Here is a 17,775-nt window from a genome sequence, read left to right on the forward strand (position 1 = left end):
GGACGCTGCCCGCCGACGCCCCCGACCCGGCTCTGCGCCCGGGCGTGGCGCCGTACCCCGGCCTGGTGTCGCTCGGCCGCGACGAGGCCGGCGCCGACGTCCTGGTGGACCTCGAGGCGGCGCAGGGACCCGTGACGATCGTGGGCGAGCCGACGGCGGCGCACCAGGTCGCGACCGCCCTCGCGGCCGAGCTCGCGACGAACGGGTGGTCCGACGCGCTGCGGGTCACGGGCGTGGCGCTGCCCGCCGCCCTCGCGCAGGTGGGCGGCGACCGCTACCGCTCGGTCGCGCACGTCGACGACGTGGTGCCCGTGGTAGCGGCGCGGCAGGCCGACACCCTCGGCCAGAGCGTGCTCGTCGGCCGCGTGCGCGGCGGAGCGTCCCAGGGCAGCGTGCCCGAGTACGTCGTCACCGCGGCCACGCCGGGGCCGCAGGCGGCCGCCCGGCTCGTCGAGCTGGCCTCCGGCCCGCGCGCGGCCTGGGGCCTCGTCGCCGTGGGCGACGTGCCCGGCGCCCGCTGGCGGATCCAGGTCGACGGGGACGGTCGCCTGACGCTCCCCGCGCTGGGGCTGGCGGTCGCGGCCAACCGGCTCTCGGAGCCGCGCATCGCGGCCCTCGGCGAGCTGCTCGACCCGCCCGAGCCGTCGCCCGGCACCCCGGGCGGGGCCGTGGAGGTCGAGGGGCACCTGGCGCGCCCGGCCGTCGAGGCGACGGCCGCCGCGGCGGACCTCGCGTCGGCCCCGGTCCGCGTGCGCGTGCTGGGCCGCCCGGTCGTCGAGGCCGCCGGCCCGATGGACGACGACCGTCGCGAGGTCAGCACGGAGCTCGTCGTCCACCTCGCGCTCCACCCGCAGGGCCTGCACCCGACCGTGCTGGGCGCCGCCGTCTGGCCGCGCGGGGTCACGACCGCGGTGCTCCAGGCGTCGGTCGAGCGCGCCCGCGCGTGGCTCGGCAGGGACGCGCAAGGCCGCCCGTACCTCCAGCAGGGCCCCGACGGGCACCTGCGGCTCGCGCCCGAGGTCGCGCTGGACTGGGACGTCGTCCGGGCCTGGCTGGCACGGTCGCGGGCCGCCGCCGACGTGGAGCAGGAGCGCGAGGCGCTGTGGGCGGCGCTGCGCGTGGTGCGCGGCGCCCCGTTCGCGGACATCGCGCCCGGCCGGTACTCGTGGCTCGCCCGCGTCCGGCTCGAGCGCGAGATCCGCACGCTCGTGGTCGACGCGGCGCACCGCCTGGCGGTGCTCGGCATGGACGGCGACGACCCCGCCGGTGCCCGCGCGGCGGCCGAGGCGGGTCTGGTGGTCGCCCCGACCGAGGAGCTGCTCTGGCGCGACCTGCTGCGCGCGGCGCACGCCCTGGCCGGAGCGGAGGGCGTGCACCGCGTGGCCGGCGAGCTCGAGCGGACGCTGCACGCCGCGGACGCCGGCGAGGTCGGCGCCGAGACCGCCGCCCTCGTCGAGGAGCTCGTGCCGCAGGTACGCCAGGGGCGCGCGGCGGGCGCGGAAGCCTGACGTGCGGCGGGCGCGGCGCCGGTCGGGCGCGCTCGGAGGAGGGGTTCCGGGCCGCGCCCGGGACGTCTCCGAGGAGGCGCGCCGCCGGGTCGTGCCGACCGCGAGTCACCCGCGAGTCACCCGTTCGGCCTGCACGTTCGCTCGGCGGGCGGGCGGTTTGTCGGGGTATGGTGTCGCCGCGTGACGCCCCAGGGGGCGTGCCCGGTGGTAGGTGCGGCGTCACCCGGGCGTCGCCGGACAGAAGGAGAAACCCGTGGCAGTTGGTGCAGAGCTCAGCACTCTCCAGTCGCTCCACAAGACGTTCCAGGAGAAGGCCGCCCAGGCGCTCGACATCAAGACGCGCGTCGACAGCGCGCTCGAGAGCGCCGTGTGGACCGGCAAGTACTCCGAGGACTTCCGCACCGCGTGGAAGGACTACAAGGCGAACCTGGACCGTCTGAACGAGGCGCTCGAGGGTGCCGCCTCGGACGTGAAGACGAACCACAACAACATCGCCGCGGCGACGGGCGAGCCCGACCGGATCTGAGCGCGCTCCCCGGCGGCCCGTCCTCACGAGGGCGGGCCGTCGGCCTGTCGGCGGCCCTGCGGGCGGCACGACCGGCAGAGTGCGACGTGCCCGTGCGAGACGACGAGAGGGGGGAGGCGCAGCGATGCGGCTGATGCTCACCGTCGCTGTCCCGGGCCGCGACCTGGCCGACGTCGTCGCGGACTGCGCCGAGGGCTCCCGCGTCGTCGACCTCGCCGCGGCCCTCGTCACGGCCCTGCAGGTCGAGACCGCGCGCGTCGAGCAGCACGGCAGCGGGCACCTCGGCGTGGTCCGGGTCGCCCGGCAGGACGACGCGGCGCCGGCCCTCTGGTGGCACGGCCGCGAGCTGGACCCCGAGGAGCCGGTGGCCGCCAGCGCCCTGCGGCACGGCAGCGTCGTCGGCATCGGCGCCGACCCGGGCGACACGTGGGACGAGCCCGTCGGGACGTGCGAGGTCCGGATCGTGTCCGGGCGCGGCGCGGGCCGCGTCCACCGCCTGGCCCCGGGGCGCCACGACGTCGGCTCGGCGCGCTCCGCGTCCGTGCGCCTGGACGGGGGCGCCCCCGAGCGCGCCGTCGTCCTCGACGTCGGCGTGGACGGCGCCGTCACCGTCTCGCCGGACCCCGCCGTCGTCGGCGTGAGCGTCCCCGGCCCCCTGCGCCGTCGCGCGCTCGAGGGCCCGATCGTCGTGCGCTCGGAGACGGCACCGGCAGCCGCGGGGGGCCGTCGCGGGCGCCCCCGGCGCTACGCCGCACAGCTCGCGCAGGCGCGCAGCCTCGCCGACGGCTTCGACGAGGTCGACGCGAACGCGGACCGGCCGCTGGTCCACCTCGACCGCGTCGCGCTGGCGACACCCCGTGCGTGGACGCCCGGTGCCTCGCTCGTCGTCGGCGACGTCGTCCTCGAGCTGGCGGAGCACGAGCCACCCAACGCGTCGCTGTCGCCGAGCCCCGAGGGCGCCACCCTCGACTTCAACCGTCCGCCGCGCCTGCTGCCGCCCGCACGGCCCAGCGACTTCCAGCTGCCCCCCGAGCCCCGCAGCCCGGAGCGCCAGCCGTTCCCGCTGGCGATGATGCTGCTGCCGGTCGTCATGGGCGGCGCGATGTACCTCATCACGCGCTCGGCGTTCTCGCTCATCATCATGGCGCTCTCGCCGGCGATGGCGGTCTCGAACTGGGTGTCGTCCCGCCGCTCGCGCCGCGGGCAGCACGTCGAGGCGGTCCGCACCTACTCCGAGCGGCGGGCGCGCATCGAGTCCGACGCGTACGCCGCGCTGTCCGAGGAGAGCCAGGCGCGCCGGCGCGAGCTGCCGGACCCGGCGACCGTCCTGCTGTTCGCGACGGGCCCGCGCGTCCGGCTCTGGGAGCGGCGGCGCACGGACCCGGACTGGATGCTGGCGCGGGTCGGCACGGCCGACGTCGCGAGCGAGGTGTCCCTGCGCGACCCCGACCGGGACCAGCACACCGCGACGCAGCACTGGACCGCCGCCGACGTGCCCGTCGCCGTGCCGCTCGCGCGCGTGGGCGTCACGGGCGTGGCCGGGGCCGACGAGGACCGCCGGCGCGTCGCCGGGTGGATGGTCGCGCAGGTCGCGGCGTCGCACTCGCCCGCGGACGTGTCCGTGGTCCTGCTCACCGAGGGGTCGGGGGAGCAGGCGTGGCGCTGGGTCCGGTGGCTGCCGCACGTGCGCCGCGACAGCGGCCCCGTGGTGTCCGTCGGCAACGACGACGAGACGACGGCGCGGCGGGTCGCCGAGCTGCTGGACCTCGTCGAGCGCCGCCGCGCCGCGGCGAGCGACTCGGGCGGCTTCGTGACGAAGCAGGCGGTGCTGCCGCCGCCCGTCCTCGTCGTGCTCGACGGCGCGCGGCGGATCCGCCTCCTGCCCGGCCTGGTGACGCTGCTGCGCGAGGGGCCGGCCGTCGGGGTGCTGTTCCTGTGCCTGGACGAGCAGGAGCGTCAGCTGCCGGAGGAGTGCCAGGCCGTCGTGCGCGTCGAGCCGGGCGGGAGCACGGTGTCGGTCGCGGGCCAGGAGGTCGTCGACGCGGTCCGCACGGACGTCGTCGACGAGGCGTGGCTCGAGCGGCTCGCGCGCGCGCTGGCGCCGATCAAGGACATCAGCAGCGAGGACCTCAGCTCCACGCTGCCGACCTCGTCGCGCCTGCTCGACGTGCTCGAGCTCGACCCGCCGCGCCCCGCCGAGATCCTCACGGGCTGGGCCCGGGGCGGCCGCACGACCAGCGCGGTCATCGGCGAGACGGGCGACGGGCTGTTCACCGTCGACATCCGGTCCGACGGCCCGCACGGTCTCGTCGCGGGCACCACCGGATCCGGCAAGTCCGAGCTCCTCCAGACGCTCATCGCGTCGCTGGCGGTCGGCAACCGGCCCGACGAGATGACGTTCGTCCTCGTCGACTACAAGGGCGGGGCGGCGTTCAAGGACTGCAACAACCTGCCGCACACGGTCGGCATGGTGACCGACCTGGACACGCACCTGACGACGCGCGCGCTCGAGAGCCTCGCGGCCGAGCTGCGCCGGCGCGAGCACCAGCTCGCCGGGGCCGGGGCGAAGGACATCGAGGACTACCTCGCGGGCCGCGGCCCGGGGGACGCGCCGATGCCGCGCCTGCTCATCGTCATCGACGAGTTCGCGGCCCTCGTCGCGGAGCTGCCGGACTTCGTCACCGGGCTGGTCGACATCGCCCGGCGCGGGCGCTCGCTCGGCGTGCACCTGCTGCTGGCGACCCAGCGTCCCGCGGGCGTCGTGAGCGCGGAGATCAAGTCGAACACCAACCTGCGCATCGCCCTGCGCGTGACGGACCGCAACGACAGCCAGGACGTCATCGAGGGACCCGAGTCGGCGGAGATCCCGCAGGGGCTCCCGGGCCGGGCCTACGCCCGCCTGGGCCACTCGAGCCTCGTGGCGTTCCAGGCCTCCCGGGTCGGGGGGCGGCCGCCGGCGGCGGCCGGCGGTGGCGCCGTGCACGTCGCGTCGCTCGCGTGGCCCCTGCTCGGCCGCGCGGTCGTCGCGCCGCGGACCTCGGTGGAGGACGACGTCGACACCCCGACCGACCTCGCGTCGCTCGTGCAGGCCGTGACCGAGGCGGCGCAGCAGGGCGGCGTGAGCGCCCCGCCGCCGCCGTGGCTGCCCGCGCTGCCGGACGTCGTGACGCTGGACGGGCTGCAGGAGGCGGCGGGCACGGCGGCGCCCTCGTCGCCGCTCGAGCTGCCGTACGGCCTCGTCGACCTGCCCTCGCAGCAGCGCCGGGACGTCGCGGCCCACGACCTCGCGACGGCGGGGCACCTGGCGGTCGTCGGCGCCCCGCGCTCCGGCCGCTCGACCGTCCTGCGGACCCTCGCGGCGGCCCTGGGCGAGCGGGTCTCGCCGCGCGACGTGCACCTGTACGGGGTCGACTGCGGCAACAACGCGCTGCTGCCGCTCGTCGGGCTCCCGCACACGGGGGCCGTCGTCACGCGCGACCAGCCGGACCGGCTGGCCCGGCTGACGCGCCGGCTGCGCGCCGAGATCTCCCGGCGTCAGCAGCTCCTCGCGGAGCAGTCGTTCGCCGACGTCACGGAGCAGCGGGCGAGCGTCGCCCCGGACGAGCGGCTGCCGTACCTGCTCGTCCTGCTCGACCGCTGGGAGGGCTTCGTCCAGGCCTTCGAGGACTACGACTCGGGCGTGCTCGTCGACCTGTGGACCCAGATCCTGCAGGAGGGCCCTGGAGCCGGCGTGAAGGTCGTGCTGACCGGCGACCGCAGCCTGCTCGTGGGCCGCGTCGCGACGCTGACCGAGGACCGCGTGATGCTGCGCATGCCCGAGGCGGGCGACTACACCGCCGTGGGCCTGAGCCCGCGCCAGGTCCCCGGCACGCTGCCCGACGGGCGGGCGTTCCGCTCGCGCGGCAGCCAGGAGCTGCAGGTGTGCGTCCTGGACGAGGAGACGGGCGGCGCCGAGCAGGTGGCGGCGCTGCAGCGGATCGCCCGCGACGCGACGCGCCGCGCGCAGGACGCAGGCGGGACGGTGCCGGCCGCCCAGGTGGCGTTCCGGGTCGACGACCTGCCCACCCGCGTCTCCCTGGCCGACGCCCTGGCGCTCGGGCCGGGCCTCGCCCCGTCGGCGGTGCCGGCGGGCGTCGGCGGCGACACGCTGACGCTGTTCGGCCTCGAGGCCGAGGAGCACGGGCCCGGTCTGCTCGTCGTCGGCCCCCGGCGCTCCGGCCGGAGCACCGCGCTGCTCACGATGGCGACGTCGGCGCTCGACCGCGGGTGGAAGGTGGGCCTCGTCACGCCGCGACGCAGCCCGCTGCGCGACCTCGCCGGGCGTCCCGGGGTCGTCGGGGAGCTGACGCTCGAGTCCGGGCGGGACGAGATCGCCGCGCTCGTGGCTGCGCTCGCGCCGTCGTCGACGACGCCCACCCTGCTGCTCGTCGACGACCTGGAGCTCGTGGGAGCGGACGGCCCGCTGGCCGACGCCGTCGTCGAGCACGTCGGCGCGCTGCGGGACAAGCCGGGCCTCGTCGTCGCCGGCGGCACGACGGACGAGCTGGGCGGCGCCTACCGGGGCCCGGTGCCGGCGCTCAAGCGCGCCCGCAGCGGCCTCATCCTCGCCCCGCAGTCGCCGAACGACGGCGACGTGTTCGGCCTGAGGCTGCCGCGCTCCGTCGTCGGGGGCGGCACGCCCGGGCGCGGCATCCTGTCGACCTCGGGCCAGTGGCAGCCCGTCCAGGTGCCGACGCCGTGATGGGTCCCCGCGCGCAGCGCGCCCCCTGCTCCCCGGCCGCACGCCGATCCGGCACGACGGCCGGCACGACCACCGGGCGCGCCCCGGTCCAGTCCGCACGACGACGTCACCAGGAGGTGGCCCCGTGAGCGAGGGCGACACCGCACCCAACCTCTACCGGTCCTCGATCGGCGCGTCGCTGCCCGCGGCGCGCACGAGCGCCGCGGACGCGGCGGCCGCGTTCGACGCGGCCCGGCGGGCGATGGAGCACGGCGCGTGGTCCAGCGGCGCGGCCGACGCGTTCGTCGCGGAGCTCACGGGGCACGCGAGCGCCGCCGGGACGGCGGCGGGGGAGTGCCGCGACGCGCTGCAGGGGCGCTACGACCGCGAGCCCGCCGTCGTCGAGCGGACCGACTGGCGCGCGCGGTGGGGCACCCGTCGCGGCCCCCAGCCGGTCTGAGGAGGAGGAGACCGATGGCTCTCGCGACGATCGACGTCGCCGGCATGGCGGACGTCGTCACGGGTGTCGAGCGCGGGACGGACCGGCTGGACGCCGCCCGGTCGGTGCTCGCCGGGCGGCTGGCCCGTCACGACCTCGACACGTCCCGGACCCACACGCTCGGTGTCGCGGCGCAGTGGGCGCGCGACGCCCTGCCGGGGCTGCGGCGGCGGCTGTCGCTCGCCCAGGCGCTCGAGGGGTCGAACCCGGCGTGGCCGGCCGGCACGGTGGAGCTCGACGAGTCCCTCCTCAGCTCCCTCTCGCCGTCGGAGGCGGCCAAGCGCGGGCGTGAGCTGGCGGTGGAGCTCCGCGACCACCCGGGGATCCCGGACGACGACGTGCTCGCCGAGCTGCTCGAGCTCCAGCACGACCCGTACTTCGCCACGGCGTTCGCGCAGGAGCTGTCGCCGGAGGAGCTGTCGCAGATCGTCCGCGCGCTCTCGTACAACCGGGCGCAGGACCCGAACCTCACCCAGGCGGAGCGCGACGAGCGCGACGCCTGGTACGCGCCGACGATCGCCGCGCTGTCGGAGACGATCGCCACGGCCACCCGCGCGACGGGATCGCTCGCCCTCCCGGACGACTACGCCGCCGGGTGGGTCGCCGCGATCACGGAGGACGTCCCGACGACGCCGCTGTACGTCGAGGGTGACGGCCAGCTCGACCAGGCGAACGCGCTCGGCCTGCTGCTCAGCCAGGGGCGGTTCGGCACGTCCTTCCTCGACGAGGTCGCGACGGGCGTCTACGACTACGAGCGCGCCGAGCTCGAGTCCCGCGGGCTCGTCGTCTGGCGCTCGCGCACGTCCCCCGGTGGCGGCTCGCCCGAGGTGCGGGTGATCGACGGCGAGGGGCGCGTCGTGGCGGACCCGCTCGCCGGGATCATGGCCGCCCTCGGGCACAACCCCGAGGCGGCGCAGCACTTCTTCTCGGGCGGCGCGCGCCGCACGGTGACGGTCGACGGCGAGTCCTTCGAGGTGTCGGAGCGGCTCGCCTACCTGCTGCGCGACCGCGACTGGGACGACGACGCCACCGACGGCGGCGCGCTCGGCTCGGCGCTCGAGGTCGCGACGACGACCTGGCGCGACACGTCCGGGCGCGGAGCGGTCTCGGCGGAGGTCGCGGGCCAGTCGATCCTGCTGCTGGGCGACCGGACCGGCGAGGGCGCCAGCGGCGGCTTCCTGGGGCTCGGGGAGAGCGCCGGCTGGCAGGTCCCGGCCGGGATGCGGCCGCACGTCGCGCAGATCCTGGCCTCGTACGCGAGCGACCTGTACCGCGTCGGTCTCGCCGGCGACGACGACCTCGGCCAGGGACTGCACGGCACCGGCAGCGGGCCGCTGCTCCCGTCGGCGACCGCCTGGGGCGCCCGGCTGCGGAAGGAGGACGTCGAGGCGCTGCTGGGCACCCTCGGGCAGGACGAGGGCGACGTCGAGCTCGTCCTCGCGGGCGTCCTGCAGGCCTCGCAGCTCGCGCTCGACGACGGCCTGACGGTCGCCGGACGGCAGCAGGGCGAGAACCTCATGGCGCTGCTCGGGTCCGGCGCGCCCATCGACGGCGTGACGTCGGCGATCCAGAACTCGTCCGACGTCGTCGGGTGGGTGCTGCGCACCGGGTACGACGGCGACGTCGCGGACAAGGAGCTGCAGGCCCGGCGGGCCGCTGCGATCGCCGACGCGCTGAACCTGGCCTCGAGCCTGCCGTTCGTGCCGGAGATCAAGGACAAGTGGCTCAAGCTCGGCGTGGACCAGGCCAAGGACGCCACGCTGGACGGCATCCGCGAGTCGATCGACGACGACCCGGCGGGTGCGTACGACAAGCTCGACGAGGTGGCGAAGACCGCCCTGGTGGACGACACGATGGACATGCTCCTGCGGCACGGCCTGTGGTCGCCCGAGCAGCTCGCGCAGCGCCACGAGTGGGAGCCGGTGGTGACGCCGCCGCCCCGTGAGGCGATCGAGTACGACGCGGCGGGCGACCCCGTCGGGTTCCGTCACGACTCGCCGGCCTACGCCGAGTGGGTGCGGAGCTCGGGCATCGCGGCCGCTCTCGAGCAGCAGGTGCTCGCGCCCATCATCGAGGTCTGGGCGGGCCCGCGGTGAGGGCGGCTCGCGCGTCGGTGGTGCTGGTCGCCGCGCTGCTCGTCGTCGCCGGGTGCAGCCGTGACCCGGAGCCGGCGCCGACGGCGCTCGTCGTCCCCTCGCACGCCCCGTCGGGCGCCGTGCTGGTGTGCGGCGTGGACGACGCCTCGCTGTCCGCCGTCACGGGGGAGAGCGCGGGTGGCCCCGTCGCGGGCCCGACGCTCGACGGCGAGCCGTGCTCGGCCGAGATGCCCGACGACGCACCGCTCGCCGGGCAGCGCGCGCTGCTCGCCGTGACGGTCGTCCCCGTCGACTCCGCCGAGGGCGCGGCGGAGCTCGAGCGGATCGACGGGAAGCGGGACCGCGCGCCCGACGTCCGGTACGACGACGTGCGCGGCGCCGCGTGGCTGGACGACGCGGCGCGGGAGCGCCGGTTCAGCGGGACCAGCGGCGCGTCCGTCGTCCGGGGCGACCACGTCGTCAGCGTGACGATCGGGTCGGGCGCGGCCGACCGGGACATCGCGGCGGACCTCCTGGCGCTGTCCGGCCAGGTCGCGCACAGCGTCGGTCTCGACTAGGCGGCCGCCCGCGAGGCGGCTCCCCGGGCGGGGGTATCGGTTCGGGCCCGCCGGGGGTCGGCACTAGGATCGTGCGAGCGCCCGGACGGGCGCGACCCCACCCGACAGAAGGACGTCGTCGTGCTCCGCACCCACGAAGCCGGCTCCCTGCGAGCCGAGCACATCGGTACCACCGTCACCCTCACGGGCTGGGTGGACCGGCGTCGCGATCACGGTGGCGTGGCCTTCGTCGACCTGCGGGACGCGTCCGGCATCGCCCAGGTCGTGGTCCGGGACGAGGCGGTCGCGCACGGGCTGCGCTCGGAGTACGTCCTGCAGGTGACCGGCGAGGTCGGCCGTCGCCCCGAGGGCAACGAGAACGCCAACCTCGCGACGGGCGAGGTCGAGGTCGTCGCGACGGACGTCGTGGTGCTCAACGAGTCGGCGCCGCTGCCGTTCCAGGTGTCGTCCTCGGTCGACGAGCCCGTCGGCGAGGAGGCGCGCCTCAGGTACCGGTACCTGGACCTGCGCCGGCCGGCGCCGGCGCACGCGCTGCGGCTGCGCGCGAAGGCCAACGCGGCGGCCCGCGCCGTGCTGGACGCGCAGGGCTTCGTCGAGGTCGAGACCCCGACGCTGACCCGCTCCACCCCCGAGGGCGCGCGCGACTTCCTGGTCCCCGCGCGCCTGTCGCCCGGCAGCTGGTACGCGCTGCCGCAGTCCCCGCAGCTCTTCAAGCAGCTCCTCATGGTCGCCGGGCTGGAGCGCTACTACCAGATCGCCCGCTGCTACCGCGACGAGGACTTCCGTGCGGACCGCCAGCCGGAGTTCACGCAGCTCGACGTGGAGATGAGCTTCGTCGAGCAGGACGACGTCATCGCGGTGGCCGAGCAGGTGCTCACGGCGCTGTGGCGCCTCGTCGACGTCGAGATCCCGACGCCGATCGCCCGCATGACCTACGCCGACGCGATGGCCCGCTACGGCACCGACAAGCCGGACCTGCGCTTCGGCCTGGAGCTGGTCGAGCTCACCGACTACTTCCGCGAGACGCCGTTCCGCGTGTTCCAGGCGCCGTACGTCGGCGCGGTCGTGCAGCCCGGTGGTGCGGACACCCCGCGCCGCGGGTTCGACGCGTGGCAGGAGTGGGCCAAGCAGCGCGGCGCGAAGGGTCTGGCGTACGTCACGGTCGGCGCGGACGGCGAGCTGGGCGGCCCGGTCGCCAAGAACATCAGCGAGCAGGAGCGTGCCGGGCTGGTCGCCGCGACGGGCGCGAGCCCGGGCGACGCGATCTTCTTCGCGGCCGGCAAGGTCTCGGAGGCGCGCGCGCTGCTCGGTGCCGCGCGCCTGGAGATCGGGCGGCGCGGCGGCCTCGTCGACGAGTCCCAGTGGTCGTTCGTCTGGGTCGTCGACGCCCCGCTGTTCAAGCCCACGGGCGAGGACGACGACGTCGCCGTGGGCGGCGGCGCCTGGACGGCGGTGCACCACGCGTTCACGTCCCCGACGCCGGAGTGGGTCGACCGCTTCGAGGAGGACCCGGGCAGCGCCCTGGCCTACGCGTACGACATCGTGTGCAACGGCAACGAGATCGGCGGCGGGTCCATCCGTATCCACCGGCGGGACGTGCAGCAGCGCGTGTTCGACGTCATGGGCATCGGCCCCGAGGAGGCGCAGGAGAAGTTCGGCTTCCTCCTCGACGCCTTCCAGTTCGGCGCGCCGCCGCACGGCGGGATCGCGTTCGGGTGGGACCGCATCGCGGCGCTGCTCACGGGCGCGGACTCCATCCGCGAGGTCATCGCGTTCCCGAAGTCGGGCGGCGGCTACGACCCGCTCACGCAGGCGCCGGCGCCGATCACGCCGGAGCAGCGGCGCGAGGCCGGCGTCGACGCCAAGCCGAAGGCGCCCGCGCAGGCGTGAGCGCGACGCTCGCGGGGGCCCTGCCCGTCGCGTGGCGCGGCGACCGGTACCTGAGCGCCATCGGCGCCCGGTGGGCCTGCGCACGCGTGCTCGGCGACGAGGACGGCGTGCTGCTCGTCCTGGAGCACGACGACGGCGGTCCGAGCCTGGCCGGCCGCGGCGACCCGCGGACGGTGGGCCGCCTGCTGGCGTCCCTGCACGACCCGTCGCCCCGGTGGTCCGCGCCGGCGCACTGGCTCAGCGTGCCGCGCGGCACCCCGGTCGACCGCGCCCAGCTCGACGCGCTCGGCCTCGAGCCGTTCTCCACGTGGGACTGGATGTCGACGGCGTCGGCGCCCGCCCCGCAGGCGGGGGAGGCGGTGGTGCGGCCGCTCGACCGCGAGCGGGAGGCGGAGGCGGCGCGGGCGTGCCTGCGGGTCGCGAACCCGTCGACCACGGCGGACCCGACGGGCCCCGACGAGGCCGGCTGGTGGGCGGTCGAGCGCGACGGCGCCGTCGTGGGCGTGATCGGCGCCCGGCGCGAGCCCGGCACGCGCGCGGGGGAGCAGTCGTGGCACCTGCACGGCCTCGGGGTGCTGCCCACCGCCCGGCGCACCGGTGCGGGTGCCGCGCTCACCGCCGCGGCGACGCGCGGGGCCCTGGAGGCGGGCGCCGAGTTCGTCTCCCTCGGCATGTACGCCGACAACGACGGCGCCCGGCGCATCTACCGCCGGCTCGGCTTCCGCACCGACGCCGAGAACGCCTCGTACGGCCCGGTCGGCACCGTCCGTCCGCCCGACTGAGCGTCGGCCGGGCGCGGGCCCTCAGTGCCCGATCGGGAGCCGTGCGTGCAGCCGGCGCAGCGGGGCGGGTGCCCACCAGGCGGCGCGCCCGAGCAGCGTGAGCGTCGCCGGCACGAGCACGAGCCGCACGAGGGTCGCGTCGACGAGGATCCCGACGGCCAGCGCGAAGCCGACCTCCTGGATCACGAGCAGGTCGCCGGCCACGAACCCGGCGAACACCACGACGATGATCGCGGCCGCGGACGTGATGATCCGCCCGGAGCGCTGCAGGCCCCGGCGCACGGCCTCGCCGTCGGGCACGCCGGCGTCGCGCAGCTCGGCGATCCGTGAGACGAGGAACAGCTCGTAGTCCATCGAGAGGCCGAACGCGAACGCCACGACGAGGACCACGACGTACGTCTCGACGCCGCCGGTCGGCGTGAAGCCGAGCAGGCCCGCGAGGCGGCCGTCCTGGAACGCCCACACGAGCACCCCGAGCGACGCGGCGATGGACAGCGCGTTCACGACGAGCGCCTGGAGGGGCAGGACGACGGACCCGGTCATGAGGAACAGCAGCACGAACGTCGCGACCACGACGACGAGCAGCGCCGCCGGCGCCCCGGCGCGCAGCGCGTCGACGAAGTCGATCTGCGCCGCCGCCTGGCCGGTCACCCAGGTCGGGAACGGCGCGTCCTGCTCGCGGATCTCGCGCACGACACGTTGGGCCGCCGGGCCCGCCGTGTCGTCGTCGTCGACCCGCACGCCCGCGACGACGTACGAGCCGGCGGCCGAGGGCGGGTCGACCGACGCCACGCCGTCGAGGCCGGCGAGCCCCTCGGCCCACCGGGTGACGTCCTCCAGGCTCCCCTCCGCCACGACGGTGACGGCTGGCGACGACGCCGCCGGGTAGTCGCGGGAGAGGAGGTCGACGAACGCGCGCTGCGTGGTCCCGCTGGGCAGCAGCTCGGTCGTGGAGTTGCGCAGCTGCAGCCCCAGCAGCGGGGCGGCGAGGACGAGCAGCACGACGACGGCGCCGGCGAGGGACGCCCACGGCCGGCGCTGCACACGTCCGGCGAGGCGCCCGAACGCGCCGTCGTCGCTGCGGCCGTCGGCCGTGCGCTCGAGCACCCCGTGCAGGGCCGGGACGCGGGCCAGCACGGACGGCTGCGCGAGGCGGCGGCCGCCCATGGCGAGCAGCGCCGGGACGAGGGTGAGCGCGGTCGCCACCGCGACGAGCACGACGGCGACCCCGGCCACGCCGACCGAGCGCAGGATCGGCGGCCGCAGGAGCAGGAGCCCGGAGAGCGCCAGCGCGACGGTGACGGCGGAGAACGCGACGGTGCGTCCCGCGGTGCCCATGGTCCGCTCGACGGCCTCGGCCACGGCGCCGTCGCCCCGCCGGCGGCGGGCGCGCCGCCCCCCGTCGTCGTCGAGCAGGCCGTGCAGCTCCTCGCGGAAGCGGGAGACGACGAGCAGGCCGTAGTCGATCGACAGGCCCAGCCCGAGCAGCGTGACGACGTTGACGACGGACGCGTCGAGGTCGAGGAGGTAGGAGAGGGCGAGCAGCGCGCCGAGACCGACGCCGATCGACGCGACGGCGCCCGCCAGGGGCATGGCGGCGGCGAGGAACCCGCCGAACACCAGGACCATCACGAGCAGCGCGACCGGCAGCGCCACGGCCTCGCCGGTGCGCAGGTCCTGCTCGACCTGGTCGGTGATCTGCTCCACCACCAGCGAGCTCCCGCCCACGAGTCCCGAGGCGTCGGGGGCGGCGTCGCGCAGGTCGTCGGGCACGCGCTCGAGGCGCTCCTGCACGGCGTCGAGCGCCTGCTGCTGCTCGGGCAGGTCGGGCTCCAGGCCGACGACGACGAGGAACCCGTCCCCGGTGCGCGACACCAGCGGCGCGGCCGCGGCGCTGGAGGGGCCGTCGGGGAGCCCGAGCGGGTCGATCACCGAGGCGACGCCGTCGAGCGCGGCGAGGTCCGAGCGCACGGCCTGCATCGCCTCCCCGACCGCGGGGTCGGCGGGGTCGACGTCGGACAGGGCGAGGGTGAGGGACGGCCCCGACTCGTCCTGGGCCGCCAGGATGTCGCGCGCCTGCTCGGACTCGGAGCCCGGGACGCCGGGGGCGCCCGTGGTCAGGCGGTCGAACAGCGTGCCGCCCTGCACGCCCACGACGGCGAGGAGCAGGCCCACGGCCGTCAGGACCCCCCACGCGGCGACGGCACGGACGGGGTGGCGCGCGACGACGCGCCCGAGGCGGGCGAACACGTCGGTCATGGTCGCAGGTCGTACGACGTGCGCGCACACCGGCGCCCGCCACGCGCCGGTCCGCCGACGTGGGCGGGCGTGCGTACGCTGCCTGCGTGGACCTGTTCGACGCGACGACGACGGCCGCGCAGGGCGTGCCCGAGACGGCCGGGTCGGCGCCGCTGGCGGTCCGGATGCGCCCGCGCACGCTGGACGAGGTCGCGGGTCAGGAACGGCTCCTCGTCCCGGGGTCGCCGCTGCGTCGGCTCGTCGAGCCGGCGACGCCCGGCTCGCCCGCCGGGCCCGCCTCCGTCGTCCTGTGGGGGCCGCCCGGCACGGGCAAGACGACCCTCGCGTACCTCATCGCGACGAGCTCCGGGCGCCGGTTCGTCGAGCTCTCCGCGGTGACGGCCGGGGTCAAGGACGTGCGGGCGGTCGTCGACGACGCACGGCGGCGGCTCGCCACCGGTGGCGGGGAGACCGTCCTATTCGTCGACGAGGTGCACCGCTTCACGAAGGCCCAGCAGGACGCGCTGCTGCCGAGCGTGGAGAACCGGTGGGTCACGCTCGTGGCGGCGACCACCGAGAACCCGTCGTTCTCGGTCATCTCGCCGCTGCTGTCCCGCTCGCTGCTGCTCACCCTCCAGCCGCTGTCCACCGAGGACGTCGCCACCCTCGTGCGGCGGGCGGTCGACGACGAGCGGGGCCTCGCGGGCGCCGTCGAGCTGGCGGCCGACGCGCAAGAGCACCTGCTGCGGCTCGCGGGCGGCGACGCCCGCAAGGCGCTGACGATCCTCGAGGCCGCCGCCGGGGCCGCGCTGGCCGAGGCCCCCGGTGACGACGCCGTCCCCGTGGTCGACCTGCCGACCGTCGAGCGCGCCATCGACGTCGCGGCCGTGCGCTACGACCGCGAGGGCGACCAGCACTACGACGTGATCAGCGCCTTCATCAAGTCGATGCGCGGCTCCGACGTCGACGCCGCGCTGCACTACCTGGCCCGCATGGTGGCCGCGGGGGAGGACCCGCGGTTCATCGCCCGCCGCGTGGTCATCGCGGCCGCCGAGGACGTCGGGATGGCGGACCCGAGCGCGCTGCAGACGGCCGTGGCTGCGGCCCAGGCCGTCCAGATGATCGGCATGCCCGAGGGGCGGATCGTGCTGGCGGAGGCCGTCGTGCACGTCGCGACGGCGCCGAAGTCGAACGCGGCGTACACCGGGATCGACGCGGCGCTGGCCGACGTGCGCGCGGGGCGGATCGGCACGGTGCCGCCGCACCTGCGCGACGCGCACTACGCGGGCGCGCAGCGCGTGGGGCACGGGAAGGGGTACGTCTACGCGCACGACGAGCCGCAGGGCGTCGCGGCGCAGCAGTACCTGCCCGACGAGCTGGTGGGCGCCCGCTACTACGAGCCGACGGACCGCGGCTTCGAGCGCCAGGTGCGCGAGCGCCTCGAGCGCATCCGTGAGCTGCTGCGGGGCCGGCGCCCGCGCTGAGCGGTGGCCGCCCGGTGGCGCGCCCGCGTCACGTCCCGCCGCTAGCCTGTGCGCATGTCCCGACGCCGCCTCGCCGCCGTGACCGCCACCCTCCCGCTGACCGCGCTCCTGCTGGTCGCGGGCTGCTCCGGGGAGCCCGCGGGCCCCTTCACGAGCGCCCCGGCGGCCCCGAGCGCCTCGGCCACGCCCACCTCGACCGCGGCGGCGGACGAGGCCGCGGTGCGCGCCGCGTACGACGCCTTCTGGGACGCGATCGTGACGACGCGCCGGGGCGAGCCGGACCAGGAGCTGCTCGCGGGCGTCGCGACCGGCCAGGTCGTCGAGGACGAGCTCAAGCTCGCGCAGTACTACGCGGACCACGACATCTCGATCCAGGGGCGCCCGGTGGTGGACGACGTCGTGGTGTCCGTCGACGGCGCCACCGCGCTCGTGCAGGCGTGCGTCGACCACGACGGCTGGCTGCCGGAGGGCGTCCAGGCGACGCCGCAGCCGCCGCGTCCCACCGACGTGACCCTGGAGCGGTCGGACGACGGCACCTGGCGCGTCTCGCGCTTCAACGACGCCGAGGGGACGGCGTCGTGCTGACCCTCCGGCGCACGCGCGGCGCGGCGGTGCCGGCGGGGCTCCTCGCGGGCGTCCTGCTCGCGCTGACCGCCGTCGTGGCGCTCGCCGCGCCGGCCGACGCCGCGAAGCGGTGCCGGCTCGTGCAGGTCACCATCGGCGAGTCGGTGCAGTGGGTCGAGCGCTGCGAGGAGGACGGCGACGACGGCTCGGGCGGGTCGGGCGGCGGCGGGGGTCCCGCGTGCGAGCTCACCGGCCTGGCCTCGTTCTGCATCGGCTCGTCGCCGTGCTGGATGAACTACCCGGCGGCGATCGACCCGACCCCGGAGGAGATCGCCGAGAAGCCGTCGGAGACGGCCGTGTGGGTGTACCGGCGCTGCAACGAGGACCCGGACGACCCGCTGTCGGGCTGGTTCTGGAGCGAGGACGTCGTGCCGCCGATCGAGGTGCAGGCGCGCGAGGCGTTCGGCGAGCTCGTCGCGCCCGCGTTCTCGGTCGGCACGAACCCGCCGGGCCGGTCCATCGTGGGCCTCGAGACGTGGTTCTGGGCGCGGACGGCGCAGGCCGGCACGATCACGGCCTCGTCGGAGTTCGGCGTGACCGCCGTCGCGGAGCCCGACCACCTGGAGGTCGACCCGGGCGACGGCCGCGCGGCCGTCACGTGCGGGTGGAGCACGCAGGAGGCCGACACGTGCGCGCTGGTCTACGCGCGCTCGTCGGCGCGGGAGCAGGGCCAGGCGTACACCGCGCGCATGCGCCTCGTGTACGACGTGCACTTCGAGAACGGCGGCCAGGTGCTGGACGTGGCGGGCGTGCCCGAGGTGTTCGCCTCGCCGTGGCAGCAGGCCTCCGTGCCGGTCGCGGAGATCCAGGCCGTCACCACGAGCTGAGCCGGGCCGGTTCGGGCGCCGGCC

Annotated in this window: 12 protein-coding genes; 11 read left to right on the plus strand and 1 reads right to left on the minus strand. The window is 76.6% G+C overall.

Translation table 11 applies throughout. From position 1 onward, the window contains the following. The 8 genes from HGCM_RS18195 to HGCM_RS20205 form a co-directional block, all read left to right on the plus strand. On the plus strand, positions 1-1,508 hold a 1,508-nt coding region (locus HGCM_RS18195; RefSeq protein ID WP_040399092.1), incomplete at its 5' end, for an AfsR/SARP family transcriptional regulator. Between the two features lie 253 nt (positions 1,509-1,761). Beyond that, the gene (locus HGCM_RS12050) at positions 1,762-2,034 is read left to right on the plus strand and encodes a WXG100 family type VII secretion target (protein WP_019137085.1); all 273 of its coding nucleotides are present in this window, start codon (positions 1,762-1,764) and stop codon (positions 2,032-2,034) included. A 133-nt stretch (positions 2,035-2,167) separates the two neighbouring features. Further along, complete coding sequence (locus HGCM_RS12055) at positions 2,168-6,775, plus strand: FtsK/SpoIIIE domain-containing protein (RefSeq protein ID WP_147572837.1); 4,608 nt, start codon at positions 2,168-2,170, stop codon at positions 6,773-6,775. A gap of 124 nt (positions 6,776-6,899) precedes the next feature. Then, entirely contained in the window at positions 6,900-7,214 is a 315-nt protein-coding gene (locus HGCM_RS12060; RefSeq protein ID WP_019137087.1) for a hypothetical protein, read from the plus strand. A gap of 14 nt (positions 7,215-7,228) precedes the next feature. Next, positions 7,229-9,349 carry a DUF6571 family protein gene (locus HGCM_RS12065; RefSeq protein WP_019137088.1) on the plus strand — a complete coding sequence of 707 codons (2,121 nt, stop codon included), beginning with the start codon at positions 7,229-7,231 and terminating at the stop codon, positions 9,347-9,349. Next, on the plus strand, positions 9,346-9,906 hold the full coding sequence (locus HGCM_RS12070) for a hypothetical protein (protein ID WP_147572839.1): 561 nt from the start codon (positions 9,346-9,348) through the stop codon (positions 9,904-9,906). The genes HGCM_RS12065 and HGCM_RS12070 overlap by 4 nt, the downstream gene beginning before the upstream one ends. Positions 9,907-10,026: 120 nt before the next feature. Next, positions 10,027-11,796, plus strand: coding sequence for an aspartate--tRNA ligase (gene aspS, locus HGCM_RS12075; RefSeq protein ID WP_019137090.1), 1,770 nt, complete (start codon positions 10,027-10,029; stop codon positions 11,794-11,796). After that, positions 11,793-12,578 carry a GNAT family N-acetyltransferase gene (locus tag HGCM_RS20205; RefSeq protein WP_019137091.1) on the plus strand — a complete coding sequence of 262 codons (786 nt, stop codon included), beginning with the start codon at positions 11,793-11,795 and terminating at the stop codon, positions 12,576-12,578. Before aspS ends, HGCM_RS20205 begins: the two co-directional genes overlap by 4 nt. Positions 12,579-12,599: 21 nt before the next feature. Here the strand turns inward: HGCM_RS20205 and HGCM_RS12085 are convergent, their stop codons facing one another. Further along, positions 12,600-14,837, minus strand: a complete 2,238-nt coding sequence (locus HGCM_RS12085) for an MMPL family transporter (RefSeq protein ID WP_019137092.1) — start codon at positions 14,835-14,837, stop codon at positions 12,600-12,602. Between the two features lie 86 nt (positions 14,838-14,923). Between HGCM_RS12085 and HGCM_RS12090 the strand changes: the two genes are divergently transcribed. The 3 genes from HGCM_RS12090 to HGCM_RS12100 are packed head-to-tail and all read left to right on the plus strand — an operon-like array spanning position 14,924 to position 17,751. Beyond that, positions 14,924-16,300, plus strand: coding sequence for a replication-associated recombination protein A (locus HGCM_RS12090; protein WP_019137093.1), 1,377 nt, complete (start codon positions 14,924-14,926; stop codon positions 16,298-16,300). A 54-nt stretch (positions 16,301-16,354) separates the two neighbouring features. Next, positions 16,355-16,885 (plus strand): hypothetical protein, encoded by a 531-nt coding sequence (locus HGCM_RS12095; protein WP_019137094.1) that lies wholly within the window; start codon positions 16,355-16,357, stop codon positions 16,883-16,885. Beyond that, on the plus strand, positions 16,879-17,751 hold the full coding sequence (locus tag HGCM_RS12100; RefSeq protein ID WP_019137095.1) for a hypothetical protein: 873 nt from the start codon (positions 16,879-16,881) through the stop codon (positions 17,749-17,751). The genes HGCM_RS12095 and HGCM_RS12100 overlap by 7 nt, the downstream gene beginning before the upstream one ends. The last annotated feature ends 24 nt before the right edge of the window (positions 17,752-17,775 follow it).

This window comes from Cellulomonas massiliensis JC225, from assembly GCF_000312005.1.
In the GTDB taxonomy this organism is placed as follows: Bacteria; Actinomycetota; Actinomycetes; order Actinomycetales; family Cellulomonadaceae; genus Cellulomonas; species Cellulomonas massiliensis.

Coding starts and splice junctions, on each gene's coding strand:
- HGCM_RS12055 (WP_147572837.1), top strand. CDS start 2,168: ATGCTCACCGTCGCTGTCCCGGGCCGCGACCTGGCCGACGTCGTCGCG.
- HGCM_RS12065 (WP_019137088.1), top strand. CDS start 7,229: ATGGCTCTCGCGACGATCGACGTCGCCGGCATGGCGGACGTCGTCACG.
- HGCM_RS12085 (WP_019137092.1), bottom strand. CDS start 14,837: ATGACCGACGTGTTCGCCCGCCTCGGGCGCGTCGTCGCGCGCCACCCC.
- HGCM_RS12095 (WP_019137094.1), top strand. CDS start 16,355: ATGTCCCGACGCCGCCTCGCCGCCGTGACCGCCACCCTCCCGCTGACC.